The sequence below is a fragment of the Stenotrophomonas maltophilia genome (genome assembly GCF_002799245.1).
Classification (GTDB): Bacteria; Pseudomonadota; Gammaproteobacteria; order Xanthomonadales; family Xanthomonadaceae; genus Stenotrophomonas; species Stenotrophomonas maltophilia_S.
Window position 1 is genome coordinate 892,425 of record NZ_NEQV01000002.1, and the last position, 12,949, is coordinate 905,373.

Consider the following 12,949-nt stretch of genomic DNA (forward strand, 5'->3'; position numbering starts at 1 on the left):
TATAGTGTCGCCCATGAATAAACGGGCCAGGGGCGCAAAGCGCCCGCTCCTCTATCTTTCCACCGCGCTGTTGGCCCTGGCCAGCAGTTCGGCGCTTGCCCTGGGCTTGGGTGACATCCGTGTCCTGTCCAAGCCGGGCCAGCCCCTGCTGGCCGAAATCCCGGTGGTCTCGGCCGATCCGTCCGAGCTGGAGAACCTGCGCGTCGCGCTTGCTTCACCGGTCACCTTCGAGCGCGTCGGTCTGCAGCGGCCGACCGGGCTGGTCAGCGAGCTGCAGTTCGAACTGACCCGCAATGCGCAGGGCAGGGCGGTGGTGCGGGTGACCTCGCAGACGCCGGTCGAGGCCCCGTCGCTGAGCTTCCTGATCGAGGCCGATTGGGGCCAGGGCCGCCTGGTGCGCGAGTATTCGGCACTGGTCGATGCGCCCTCCAGCGCACTGGCGGTGGCCGAGCCGGAGATCGTCGCACCGGCGGGCACCCTCTCCAACACCATCGTCCGTGACGCTGCCCCTGCACCGGCCGCCGCAGAGCGCGCGAGCGTGCCTGCGCCGTCCACCGCGGCAGCGCCGGCCCCGGCCCCGGCTCGCCCGCGTGCAGTGGCTGCACCCGCTGCCGCGCCGGCAGCCGATGGCAGCGTCACCGTCCAGCGTGGGCAGACCCTGTCGCAGATCGCCAGCGCGGTGGCCCGCGGCAACCAGGTCAGCCGTGACCGCGCAATGATTGCCCTGCTGCGGGCCAACCCGGAGGCCTTCATCCGGGGCAACGTCAACCTGCTCAAGCAGGGCGCCGTACTGCGCATGCCGGGCAGCGATGCACTGGCGGCGGTCGATGCCGCCGAAGCCGCAGCGCTGGTGCGTGAACACGCCGCACAGTGGCGGCAGGCGCGCACCGTGCCGCAACCTGCGGGCACCGTTGCCCCGGTCGCCAAGGCGGCAACCACGAACGCTTCTTCCCCGGCTGCGGCCAATGGGGCACGACTTGAAATCGCCCCGGCGCTGGCCTCCGACGCCACGCACGCGGGCACAACCACCGGCACCGGAGCCGGCAGCGAGGGTGACATGCTGGGCAACGAACAACTGCGCCAGGCACGCGAGGACATCGCGACCCGCGATGCCGAGATCGGCGAGCTGAAGCAGCGCGTGGCCGACCTGGAAAAGCTCAAGGAACAGCAGCAGTCGCTGATCGCGATGAAGGACAACGACCTGGCCGCCGCGCAGCAGCGCCTGGCGCAGGCACCGGATGGCCGCGATGCGGCAACGCCGTGGTACTGGCTGGGGCTGCCGGTGCTGCTGCTGGCGGCCGGTGCGGCCTGGCTGCTGCGCCGTCGCAAGCCGTCGCCGCTGCCGCCGCTGCGCGAAGAAGGCGATGCCGCTGGCCTGGCCGCAGCGGTACCGGCGGGCGCGGCGCTGGATACGCTGGCCGAGCAGTCCTCGTGGTCGTCGCTGGTGCCCGATGGCGGGCGACAGGAGCCGGCGATGCCGGCCTGGGCGAGCGGAACCGAGGTGCAGGATGATGTGGCTGTCGAACCGGACGCCGACGTCGCCGCCCAGACTGACTGGCAGGCGCAGACGCTGCGCGATGACGAAGTGGTGGCGCTGCCTGAGGCAGTGACCGACCTGCCGCGCTGGGACGAGCCGGTGACCACGCAGGACGACCGCGTGGCGGCCGCCTCCGTGCAGGATGACGCGGTCGCGTCGGCGGCACCTGACGAGGTGGCAGTGCCGGATTACGCGCTGCACGCCGAACAGCAGCCGCAGTTCCGTGGCGTGTTCGACCTGCCGGCCGAGCGCCATGACAGCGGGGATTCAAGCGAGGCGCCGCACGACGCGCTGGCCACGGCCGCGCACGAAGACGGCGCCGCAGCACCGGCCAGCGATGCCGGCTGGGCGCCGCGCGCTGGGCAGGAACGCCTGGAGCTGGCCATCGCCTACCTCGATCTGGGCGATGCCCAGACCGCACGTACGTTGCTGCAGGAAGTGGCCGACGGCGGCGACCTGCACTGCCAGGCCCAGGCCCGCGAACTGCTGGCCCGCCTGCCGTGACCGACCCCGCCGACAAGGACCCTGCCATGAGCCGCGAGCGCCGCATCGACTACGTTGAATTCGCCTCCACGGATCCTGCGGCCAGCCGCGCCTTCTTCGAAAAGGCGTTCGGCTGGTCGTTCGTCGACTATGGCAGCGACTACACCGCGTTCGACGACGGCCGCCTGCAGGGGGGCTTCTTCCGCGGCCAGCCACAGCGTGCCAGCGATGCCGGTGCGCCGCTGCTGGTGTTGTACGCTGACCAGCTGGCGCCGGTCGAGGCAGCGGTGCGTGACGCTGGCGGTGAGATCGTGCGGCCGGTGTTTTCTTTCCCCGGTGGCAGCCGTTTCCAGTTCGTCGAGCCCGGTGGCAACGAACTGGCGGTCTGGTCCGAACGCGATCCGGCCTGAGCGCCGCCCCTCCCGCAACATCGAGGTAGCACATGCGTTACGCGCTTGGCGTCGAGTACGACGGCAGCGATTTCAGGGGCTGGCAGAACCTGGGCGAGGGTGGCCCCAGCGTGCAGGCCAGCCTTGAGCAGGCCCTGTCGTCGGTGGCAGATTCGCCACTGCAGGTGGTCTGTGCCGGCCGCACCGATGCCGGCGTGCACGGCCAGTGCCAGGTCGTGCATTTCGACACCGACGTGGTGCGCGATCCGCGTGCCTGGATGCTGGGGACCACCACCCGCTTGCCGCGCTCGATCGCGGTGCGCTGGTGCGTGCCGGTGGCCGACGATTTCCACGCCCGCTTCTCGGCACGTGCGCGCCGTTACCGTTACCGCCTGCTCAACCGCGAGGTGCGGCCGGCGCTGGAGCGGCAGACGCTCAGCTGGGAGCGCCGTGCACTGGACGCGAGCCTGATGCATGCCGCCGGCCAGGCCCTGCTCGGCGAGAACGACTTCAGCGCGTTCCGTTCGGTGCAGTGCCAGGCGCTGCATGCGCGGCGTGAACTGCAGTCACTGCGGGTCAGCCGCCAGGACGAGGTGATCGAAGTCGCCGTGCAGGGCAATGCATTCCTTCATCACATGGTCCGCAATATCGTCGGATCGTTGATCCTGGTGGGCAGCGGCGAAAAACCGGTGGAATGGATCGCCGAACTGCTGGCCGGGCGCGATCGCACCGTAGCCGGTCCCACCGCACCGCCGCAGGGCCTGGTGTTCCTTGGGCCCCTGTACCCCGACAACTGGCATCTGCCCGCCGAGGTCACGCTATGAGCCGCTCCTACTACCGCACCCGCATCAAGTTCTGTGGCATGACCCGGGCCGGCGATGTCCGCCTGGCCGGTGAGCTGGGCGTGGACGCGGTGGGTTTCATCTTTGCCCGTGAAAGCAGCCGTCGGGTTGCCCCGGCCGAGGCGCGCGCGATGCGCCAGGCGATCGCGCCGATGGTCGACGTGGTGGCATTGTTCCGCAACAACAGCAAGGAAGAGGTGCGCGAGGTGCTGCGCACGGTACGGCCGACCCTGCTGCAGTTCCACGGCGAGGAAGACGAGAGCTTCTGCCGCAGCTTCAACATGCCCTACCTGAAGGCGATCGCCATGGGCGGGCGTGAAGAGATCAATGCCCGCACGCTCCAGCTGCGTTACCCCAGCGCCGCCGGCTTCCTGTTCGACAGCCATGCGCCGGGCGGCGGCGGCGGCACCGGCGTGGCCTTCGACTGGGGCCGGATTCCGACCGGCCTGCATCGCCCGTTCCTGCTGGCCGGCGGCCTGAACCCGGAAAACGTCTACGACGCGGTGCTGGCCACCCTGCCGTGGGGCGTGGATGTCTCCAGCGGCATCGAACTGGAGCCGGGCATCAAGGACGGCTACAAGATGCGTACCTTCGTCGAAGAAGTGCGCCGCGCCGACTGCACGGTCCTCGAGTGATCGGCGTCACTATTTGCCGTGATTGAGACCTTGATTTGAGCCTGCACGCATTCTTCACATAGGATGGTCCCTAGCGCGCCTGCCATGAGGGCCGGCGCCGGGATCGACGGGGCGGGCATTGCGCGCCCTGAACGGGCGGCCGCCGCCCACAGCCCAGGAAGGCAAGCGATGCAGGAGTTTCTCACCGTCGTGCTCGGTTACCCGACTCTGCCGTACAGCATTCTGCTGATGGTGTCGGTGATGTATTGGGCGGTTGCGGCGTTCGGCCTGGTCGATGACGGCTTCGGCGATCTCGGCGCCGATGGCGCACTCGAGGCCGGGACCGATCTCAGTGGCCTGTCGGCCGTGCTGGCGCGCTGGGGCCTGGGCGGCGTCCCGATCATGGTGGTGGTCACATTGCTGGGCCTGTTCGGCTGGTTCATCACCTATTTCATCCATCTGTTCGTACTGCTGCCGCTGCCGGACCTGCTGCGCTGGGGGCTGGGCACGCTCGTGGCGGTGCTGGCACCGCTGCCTGCAGTACCGCTCACCGCGTTGATCCTGCGCCCGGTCCGGCGCTTCCTGCTGCGCCTGCGGCCGGTGCCTCAGGCATCGCTGCTGGGCCGGATCGGCGTGGTCGCATCGCCGAAGGTGGACGCACGCAGCGGCCATGCCAATGTCGATGACGGCGGCGCCGGGCTGGTGCTGCAGGTCCGCAGCGACATCGAACTGCAGCGTGGCGAGCGCATCGTGCTGGTCGAGCACATGGCCGAACAGCACTATTACCGGGTGGTCCGCGCCGATGCGGTCGCCCTCGATTTCCAGGACAACCTGCTTCCGGGCAACAAGGAGAATCATCAATGACGTTGGCGTCCCTCTTACCGATCCTGGCCGTCGCCGGCGGCCTGCTCGTCCTGTTGCTGGGCGTGGCCGGCCTGTTCAAGGCCTTCTATCGCAAGGTCGACCAGGGTGTGGCCCTGATCGTCAACGACATGAGCTCCACGCCCAAGGTGCATTTCACCGGTGCACTGATCATCCCGGTGCTGTACCGCGCCGAGCTGATGCGGATCAGCCTGATCACCCTGCAGATCGACCGCCGCGGCAAGGAAGGCCTGATCTGCCGCGACAACATGCGTGCCGACATCGCCGTTGCCTTCTATCTGCGGGTGAACGAGACCCAGGCCGACGTGCTGCGCGTGGCCAAGGCCATCGGTGCTGATCGTGCGTCGGACAAGCATGCCGTCGATGAGCTGTTCAACGCCAAGTTCTCCGAAGCGCTGAAGACGGTCGGCAAGAAATTCGACTTCACCGAACTGTTCGAGAAGCGCCAGGAATTCCGCGACGAGATCATCGCGGTGATCGGCAACGACCTCAACGGCTACGTGCTGGAAGACGTGGCGATCGACTACCTGGAACAGACCCCGAAGTCGCTGCTGGACCAGTTCAACATTCTCGATGCGCAGGGCATCCGCAAGATCACCGAGCTGACCGCCGCGCAGAACGTGGTGACCAACGAGCTGGAGCAGAACGAGAAGCTCGCCATCACCAAGAAGAACGTGGAAGCCCGTGAAGCGCTGCTGGCACTGGAGCGCCAGCAGGCCGAAGCCGAAGCACGCCAGAAGCGCGAGATCGAGACCATCCGCGCGCGCGAGGAAGCCGAGACTGCCAAGGTGCAGGAAGAACAGCGCCAGCTGTCCGAGAATGCCCGCATCGAGGCGCAGCAGCTGATCGAGATCCGCGACCAGAACCGCCTGCGCGAAGTGGAAGTGGCCGAGCAGAACCGCCAGCGTGCGGTGGCCATCGAAGCCGAGCGCGTGGAGCGCGCGCGCCAGCTGGAGCAGGTCACCACCGACCGTGAAGTGCAGCTGCAGGGCGTGGAGCGCGACAAGGTGGTCGAGCAGGGCAAGATGGACGTGGCCAACATCACCCGCGAACGCATCTCCATCGACAAGACCGTGGCGCAGGAAGAGGAGCGCATCAAGGAAGTGCGCGAGGTCTCCGAGGCCGACCGCCAGAAGCAGGTGCTGATCCTGGAGGCCGAGGCCAAGGCGCAGGAATCGCTGGTGCGCGAAGTGAAGGAAGCGCAGGCGCGTGAAACCGCCTCCAAGCATCGTGCGGTGGAACTGACCACGCTGGCCCAGGCCGAGCACGAAGCGGCTGGCAAGCAGGCCGAAGCCAAGCGCCTGTTGGCCGATGCCCTGCGTGCCGAACAGGCCGCTCCTGGCCTGGCCGAGGCGCAGGTGCGTGAAGCCTCGGCACTGGCCATCGAGAAGGTCGGCATCGCCGAGGCCCGCGTGATCGAAGCCAAGGCCGAAGCCAGCCTGAAGCAGGGCAGCAACGAAGCCCGGGTGCTGGCCGAGACCCTGCAGGCGCAGGCACAGGGTGAGGAAAAGATGGGCCTGGCCCGTGCCACTGCCACCGAGTCGCTGGGCAACGCCGAAGCCGGCGTGGTGCAGAAGAAGCTGCTGGCCGAGGCTGAGGGCCTGGTGCGCAAGTTCGAAGCCATCGCCTCGCTGAGCGACCAGGCACGTGGCCACGAAGAGTTCCGCATGATGCTGGACAACAGCCTGAAGCAGGCGCTGGCCTCGATCGAAGCCGGCAAGGAAGTCTCGCGCGAGAACGCCAATGTCATCGCCAGCGCGCTGCGCAACGCCGATATCGACCTGGTCGGTGGCGACGGCGGCATGTTCGAGAACCTGGTCAAGGCCGTGTCGCTGGGCAAGTCGATCGAAGGCTTCGCCGGCAAGAGCCCGATCGTGCAGGAGCTGATGCAGCGCTACCTGGGCGTGGCCGTGGCCGAACCGGCACCGCGCCAGATCGCCGAGGATGCCGAAGCGGTGCCGACCGTGTCGGCCACCGTGGTCGACAGCGCCCGTTGATGCATCGGGCGGTGGCCGCTGTGGCCATCGCCCGCCCGCGCCGGCCGCAACCGCGGCCGTCCGCCCGTGAGCCGGAAGCCTGCTGATGTCTGAAACCCATCCGTCCGCCGAACCCATCGCATCGGAGGTCGGCAGCAACACCGTCGACCAGGCCGTCGCCCAGGGGGGCGCCTACGAAGTCCTGCGCCGCCGCCTGGCCGAGCAAGGCCAGCGCCTGCAGGGCCTGGCCGAGACGCTCAACCGCCAGCGCCTGGCCGAGTTCGGCGACAGCCGCCTGGAGGTGGTCGGGCGTTTCCGCATCCGCAGCGAGAACAACTGCGTTGGCCGTGACATCGTGCAGGTCGGCCCGGACCGACTGCTGTTCGGCTACAACGTGTTCATCGGGCTGAAGACCCACACCCGCATCGAGGATGTGTTCGGCCTGTACCGGCTGGTGCAGGGCAACGACGGCTACGACGTCGCTGCGCTGGAGCTGAAGGGCAGCTTCCTCGACCAGCCCGGCTTCGTGCACGATTTCAACGAGCTGTATGCCTACTACAAGCACGCACGCCTGCTGCAGCTGATCGTGGTGGGCGACAAGCTGCTGGCCTCGTTCCAGATCGGCGAGCGCAGCAGCGACGTGCGTGTGTTCCGCTGGGCGCTGGCGCGCGATGGCGAACTGACCTATCTGGATGCGCGCGGTGAGCGCGATATCGCACTGCCGCCGCCGTTCGACTTCGAATGGACCAAGGCGACCCGCGACCTGGCGGTCAATGGCCGCCATTCGCACCTGAACATCCTCGACACCCTGTTCGTGGAGACCACCGGCGGCGACCTCACCATCAAGGTCGAGAACAACACCGAGACCGGGCAGGGCATCTACAGCGAACCGGTCGAGGACAGCACGCAGTCGCTGGACGACGCCCAGTTCGAATTCGCCCGGGTCGGTTCGCTGGTGCTGCTGAAGGTGCTGCCGTACCGCGAGACGGAGTGGCGCGGCCTGATCTACAACACGCTGACCGGCGGCATCGTGCGCAACGATGCCATCGTGCAGGCCTGCGTGCAGCTGCCCGAAGACCACGGCGTGATCTTCCCGGGTGGCTATTACCTGCAGGGCGGCGAGCACAAGGCATTCGACGCCTCGATGGCCGGCATGCAGTTCAAGCGCAGCATCCGCTCGCCGAACGGCGAGGACGTGCTGTACATCTTCTACGAGCGCGAAGGCGGACGCTCGGCGCTGTTCGTCTACAACACCATCCAGCGCGTGCTGCAGAACCCGGTGTTCGGCCATGGCTACGCCCTGATGCAGGACGGGCGCATGGTGCTGTTCCACGCCGAAGGCAGCGAACCGACCCGCATCCATCCGATGCAGGTCTGGCAGACCCCGTTCAGCAGTGACGAGTTTGCTGCCAGCCGACCGCCCGGCAACACCTTCATGGGCCGCATCGGCAACGCCGAACTGGTGCGCGGCATCTCCAACCTGTTCAACCTGGCACGCGAGATCGACGGCCAGGACGTGTCGGTACAGCGTTACCAGCGCCTGGTGGCCGATACCCGGCGCCTGTTCGATGCACACCACTGGCTGGGCGACGAGGCCTGCGACGGTGCCGAGGCGCTGCTGCGGCAGATCAGCGCCACCGGCGAATCGGTGCTGGACGAATACGAGAAGGTGCAGTCGATCCGCCAGCAGTCGACGCAGGCGATGGTCGAGGCAGAGGCCGCGCACAAGGCGCTGCTGGGCCGGCTGCAACCGCAGAACTGGAGCGAGGTGCAGACCTTCGTCGAGGGCCTCAATGCGATCACCGCATTGCGTGGCCGGCTGCTGACCATCCGCGAGCTGCGCTACATCGATACCGCGCGCATCGAGACGATGACGGCCGAACTGGTGCAGGCGCAGGACCAGGTCGGTGCCGCCACAGGCGAGTTCCTCGCCGGTGACGCCGCGCTGGTGCCGCTGACCACGCGCCTGCAGGCGCTGGATGAAGCTGCCCAGCAGGCACAGAGTGCCCGCCAGCTGGACGAGCAGCTGGAGGGACTGCGTGGGATGGCGGCCGACCTGGACATGCTGTCCGAGCTGATGGCCGGCCTGAAGGTGGACGATGCCACTGCCCGCACCCGCGTGGTCGAGTCGATCTCGGTGCTGTACGGCCGCCTCAACCAGGCCCGCGCGCGTGCTGAACAGCGCCGCAGGTCGCTCGGTTCGGCTGAGGCCGTGGCCCAGTTCGCCGCACAGTTCGCACTGTTCTCGCAGTCGATCACCAGTGCGCTGGCCCTGTCCACCGACCCGGAACGCGCCGACGAGCAGCTGTCGCGCCTGCTGGTGCAGCTGGAGGAACTGGAGAGCCAGTTCGGCGAACACGAGCAGTTCCTCGGCGACATCCTGAGCAAGCGCGAAGAGCTGGTTGAAGCCTTCGAAACGCACAAGCAGGCCTTGCTGGATGACCGCCAGCGCAAGGCGCGCTCGGTCCTGGATGCGGCCAACCGCATCCTCGACGGCCTGGCCAAGCGCACCGAGCGCTTCGCCACCGCCGACGAGCTCAACGCATTCTTCGCCGGCGATCCGCTGATCCTCAAGCTGCGTGAACTGGCCGAGCGCCTGCGCACGCTGCACGACAACGTCAAGGCCGACGACATCGAGGCGCGGTTGAAGGGCGTGCGTGACCAGGCGGTGCGCCAGCTGCGTGACCGCAGTGATCTGTACGAAGCCGGCGGCAACGTGGTGCGGCTGGGGCCGCGCCACCGCTTCAGCGTCAACACCCAGGCACTGGACCTGACCCTGTTGCCGCGTGGCGATGCGCTGGCCATCCACCTGACCGGCACCGACTTCCTGGAGACCCTGCACGATCCGGAGCTGGATGCGCTGAAGCCGTTCTGGCCGGTCACGCTGGACTCTGAATCACCCACGCTGTATCGCGGCGAATACCTGGCCGGCAGCCTGCTGATGGCCGCGCAGGAGGGGCGCGACGGCCTCGACCTGGCCATGCTGCAGCAGGACGTTGCCAACCCCGATGCGCTGGACCAGCGCGTGCGTGCGTTCGCCGCACCGCGCTATCGCGAAGGCTACGAGCGCGGCATCCATGACCATGATGCCGCGCTGATCCTGCGTGCGTTGCTGCCCTTGCAGCAGGCCGCTGGCAGCCTGCGCCATGTGCCGCGGGTACGTGCGCTGGCGCTGCTGTTCTGGGCAGGCGAGCAGCGGCGCGAGGCGGTGGCGCAATGGCCGGCGCGGCAGGTGGGCGCCGAAGCGCTGGCACGCCTGCTGGGGTCCGACGAAGGGCGGCTGGCGTTGCGTGCGGAAATGGCCGAGGCGCTGCTGGCGTATGCGCAGTCCCACGCGCTGCCGTTCGATGCCGATGCCGCGGAAGCCGCAGCCGCCTATCTGGGCGAAGAACTGGCGGCGGGCGATCCGGTGTTCAGCAGCAGCCGCCATGCGGTGGCACTGCTGGAGGCATTGGCGCAGCAGCTGGAACAGGCCGGGCAGCGCGAGGCGGTCGAACGCGCCCTGCAGCGCAGCCAGGACCCGCTGGCCGCGCGCTGGGCGCTGGCCGGGCAGTGGCTGCGTGCGCTGGCGCGGATGCCGGCGCATGCCACGCATGCCGGTTATGTCGATGAAGCTGCGGCGTTGCTGCTGGTGCAGCGGCAGCTGCGCAGCCGCGCCAGCGACGCTGCGCTGCAGTCGGAGGTCAGTGGCCTGCTGGGCGAGCACGCGCGCATCAGCAATGGCACGCTGGTGGTGTCGCTGGATGACTTCCTGGCACGCCTGAAGCAGCACCTGCGCCACTTCGTGCCGGCGTTCCATGCCTACCAGGCGCTGCGCCAGGGCATCATCAGCCGCGAGCGCGAGACCCTGCGGCTTTCCGAGTTCAAGGCGCGGCCGCTGTCCTCGTTCGTGCGCAACAAGCTGATCAACGATGTCTACCTGGGCGTGATCGGTGACAACCTTGCCAAGCAGATGGGCACGGTCGGCGAGAACAAGCGCAGCGACCTGATGGGCCTGCTGATGATGATTTCGCCCCCGGGTTACGGCAAAACCACGCTGATGGAATACGTGGCGCACCGCCTGGGCCTGGTCTTCATGAAGATCAACGGCCCGGCGCTGGGCCATGAGGTGCGCTCGCTGGACCCGGCCCAGGCACCGGACGCGACCTCGCGGCAGGAGCTGGAAAAGCTCAACCTGGCGCTGGAGATGGGCAACAACACCATGCTGTATGTGGACGACATCCAGCACACCCATCCCGAGTTCCTGCAGAAGTTCATCTCGCTGTGCGATGGCACGCGCCGTATCGAGGGTGTGTGGCGCGGTCGTACCCGCACCTATGACATGCGCGGCAAGAAGTTCTGCGTGGTGATGGCCGGCAACCCGTACACCGAGTCCGGCGAGGTGTTCAAGATTCCGGACATGCTGGCCAACCGTGCCGACATCTACAACCTCGGTGATGTGCTCGGTGGCATGGAGGCAGCCTTCATCCTCAGCTACATCGAGAACAGCCTGACCTCCAATCCGGTGCTGGCGCCGCTGGCCACGCGCGAGATGGCTGACCTGTACGTGCTGGTCGACCGCGCAATGGGCAAGGAGGTCTCGACCAACGGCCTCAGCCACGCCTACAGCAGCGCGGAGATCAATGAGATCACCGCCACCCTGCAGCGCATGCTGCGCGTGCGCGACGTGGTCTACCGGGTCAACCAGCAGTACATCGCCAGTGCCGCACAGGACGACCGCTACCGCACCGAGCCGCCGTTCCGCCTGCAGGGCAGCTACCGCAACATGAACAAGCTGGCCGAGAAGATCTCGCCGGTGATGAATGAGGATGAGCTGCAGCAATTGATCTCTGACCACTATCTGGGCGAGGCACAGCTGCTGACCACCGGCGCCGAAGAGAACCTGTTGAAGCTGGCCGAACTGCGCGGCGTGCTGGATGACACGCAGGCGCAGCGCTGGGCACAGATCAAGCGTGACTTCCTGCGCAACAAGGCCATGGGGGCCGACGACAGCGATGTTGGCGGGCGCGTGGTTGCGCAGTTGGCCGATATCGCCACCGCGCTGCAGCTGCCCCCGCCGGCGCCGGAAGCGATCGCCGTTGCCGACCCTGCACCGTGGCCGGCGTTGCTGGAGGCCCTGCATCGCCTTTCTGAAACGCGTCCTGCTGCCACCGCACCGGTGCCGGTTGCGGCCGCCGCCAGTGTGCCGTCCGCGGTCCTGGCCGAAGACCTGCAGGCGGGCCTGGCGCCGCTGGTGGAACTGCTGGCGGCATCGCAGGCGCAGCAGATGCAGGTGTCGCAGACCCTGGCCGCGTTCGCTGGCTGGGCGCGGCAGCAGGTCGAGCGTGGCGCGCCCAGCGCTGTGGTGGCGCAGCGCGCGCGCGTGCGCCGCGCCGCGACGCCGGAGGAGCGGGCGTTGGATGAGGCCTTGATGCGCCACTTCTACGGCGAGTCATTGCCGCCGGAAGACAGCGACGGCATCCCGGCATCCACGCCGAAGCCGCCGCCGCTGCCGTGACCCCGCAGGCACCGCTGCCGTCGCCGATGCTGCCGGGCACGGCCGATGTCGCCGTGCTGGCCGACTACGGTGCGCCACTGCTGGAGGCGCTGGCGCAGCGCGAGACAACGTTGCCGGCGGGTGCGGGCGAGGGCCTGGTGGCCGCGCTGGCACGCATCGCGCTGGCCCTGCAGGCCGGCAACCCGGCGCAGATCCGGCAGCAGGAGGGCTGGTGGGGCCGATTGCTGGGGCGCGATGTCGCTCGCGAGGCGGAAGCGCGCGCGCTGCAGTCGCAGCTGGGCGTACTGGCCCTGCAGGCGCGTGAGCAGGCCCAGCACCTGCAGCAGCACCTGCAGCGGCGGACCATGGCCATCATCGAACATTCAGAGGCGGCCGCGGCACTGGAGGGCTGGGCCGAACTGGCGGCGTCGCGGCTGACGCCGCTGGATGTCGCCGGCCAGGCCGCGCTGTCGCAACGGCTGGATCACCTTCGCCGGCTGGCGGCACTGCGGCGCCTGGAAGCCAGCCAATGGCAGCTGCTGCAGGACCAGGACAACATACTGCTGCAACGGTTCGCGCGCATCCATGACGTCCTGCTGCCGGCCTGGCGGCAGGCGGCACTGGTGGACCAGGCCGCTGCGGGCGCTGCGTTGGCCGGCAAGGCGGCCACGCTGCACGCACAGATCGATGACGAGGTGGCTGCGGCTCAGGCTAGACTGCCTTGAGCCGGCCGCCGCTGCCGCTTACCCA

The 12,949-nt window shown here is 68.3% G+C and carries 8 protein-coding genes; all 8 read left to right on the plus strand.

The genetic code is table 11. From position 1 onward, the window contains the following. Window positions 1–13 precede the first annotated feature (13 nt). The 8 genes from B9Y64_RS09890 to B9Y64_RS09925 all read left to right on the plus strand — a co-directional run bounded on the left by B9Y64_RS09890 (window position 14) and on the right by B9Y64_RS09925 (window position 12,924). A complete protein-coding gene (locus B9Y64_RS09890; RefSeq protein ID WP_100440520.1) occupies window positions 14–2,041 on the plus strand; it encodes a FimV/HubP family polar landmark protein in 2,028 nt (675 codons plus the stop codon). Window positions 2,042–2,067: 26 nt separating this feature from the next. Beyond that, the gene (locus tag B9Y64_RS09895) at window positions 2,068–2,430 is read left to right on the plus strand and encodes a VOC family protein (RefSeq protein WP_100440521.1); all 363 of its coding nucleotides are present in this window, start codon (window positions 2,068–2,070) and stop codon (window positions 2,428–2,430) included. Window positions 2,431–2,462: 32 nt separating this feature from the next. Next, window positions 2,463–3,233 carry a tRNA pseudouridine(38-40) synthase TruA gene (truA, locus tag B9Y64_RS09900; protein ID WP_100440522.1) on the plus strand — a complete coding sequence of 257 codons (771 nt, stop codon included), beginning with the start codon at window positions 2,463–2,465 and terminating at the stop codon, window positions 3,231–3,233. Further along, window positions 3,230–3,886 (plus strand): phosphoribosylanthranilate isomerase, encoded by a 657-nt coding sequence (locus B9Y64_RS09905; RefSeq protein ID WP_014037969.1) that lies wholly within the window; start codon window positions 3,230–3,232, stop codon window positions 3,884–3,886. The genes truA and B9Y64_RS09905 overlap by 4 nt, the downstream gene beginning before the upstream one ends. 168 nt (window positions 3,887–4,054) lie before the next feature. Then, complete coding sequence (locus tag B9Y64_RS09910; RefSeq protein ID WP_100440523.1) at window positions 4,055–4,729, plus strand: OB-fold-containig protein; 675 nt, start codon at window positions 4,055–4,057, stop codon at window positions 4,727–4,729. After that, window positions 4,726–6,744 (plus strand): hypothetical protein, encoded by a 2,019-nt coding sequence (locus tag B9Y64_RS09915; protein WP_075677095.1) that lies wholly within the window; start codon window positions 4,726–4,728, stop codon window positions 6,742–6,744. Before B9Y64_RS09910 ends, B9Y64_RS09915 begins: the two co-directional genes overlap by 4 nt. A gap of 85 nt (window positions 6,745–6,829) precedes the next feature. Continuing rightward, entirely contained in the window at window positions 6,830–12,220 is a 5,391-nt protein-coding gene (locus tag B9Y64_RS22400; protein WP_100440524.1) for a DNA repair ATPase, read from the plus strand. Beyond that, window positions 12,217–12,924: a cell division protein FtsY gene (locus B9Y64_RS09925; RefSeq protein WP_100440525.1), complete on the plus strand. Its 708-nt coding sequence runs from the start codon at window positions 12,217–12,219 to the stop codon at window positions 12,922–12,924. Before B9Y64_RS22400 ends, B9Y64_RS09925 begins: the two co-directional genes overlap by 4 nt. Window positions 12,925–12,949: the final 25 nt, after the last annotated feature.

Excerpts from the sequence above, each read along its gene's own strand:
- B9Y64_RS09890 (WP_100440520.1), top strand. The coding sequence starts at position 14 with ATGAATAAACGGGCCAGGGGCGCAAAGCGCCCGCTCCTCTATCTTTCC.
- B9Y64_RS09895 (WP_100440521.1), top strand. The coding sequence starts at position 2,068 with ATGAGCCGCGAGCGCCGCATCGACTACGTTGAATTCGCCTCCACGGAT.
- truA (WP_100440522.1), top strand. The coding sequence starts at position 2,463 with ATGCGTTACGCGCTTGGCGTCGAGTACGACGGCAGCGATTTCAGGGGC.
- B9Y64_RS09905 (WP_014037969.1), top strand. The coding sequence starts at position 3,230 with ATGAGCCGCTCCTACTACCGCACCCGCATCAAGTTCTGTGGCATGACC.
- B9Y64_RS09910 (WP_100440523.1), top strand. The coding sequence starts at position 4,055 with ATGCAGGAGTTTCTCACCGTCGTGCTCGGTTACCCGACTCTGCCGTAC.
- B9Y64_RS09915 (WP_075677095.1), top strand. The coding sequence starts at position 4,726 with ATGACGTTGGCGTCCCTCTTACCGATCCTGGCCGTCGCCGGCGGCCTG.
- B9Y64_RS22400 (WP_100440524.1), top strand. The coding sequence starts at position 6,830 with ATGTCTGAAACCCATCCGTCCGCCGAACCCATCGCATCGGAGGTCGGC.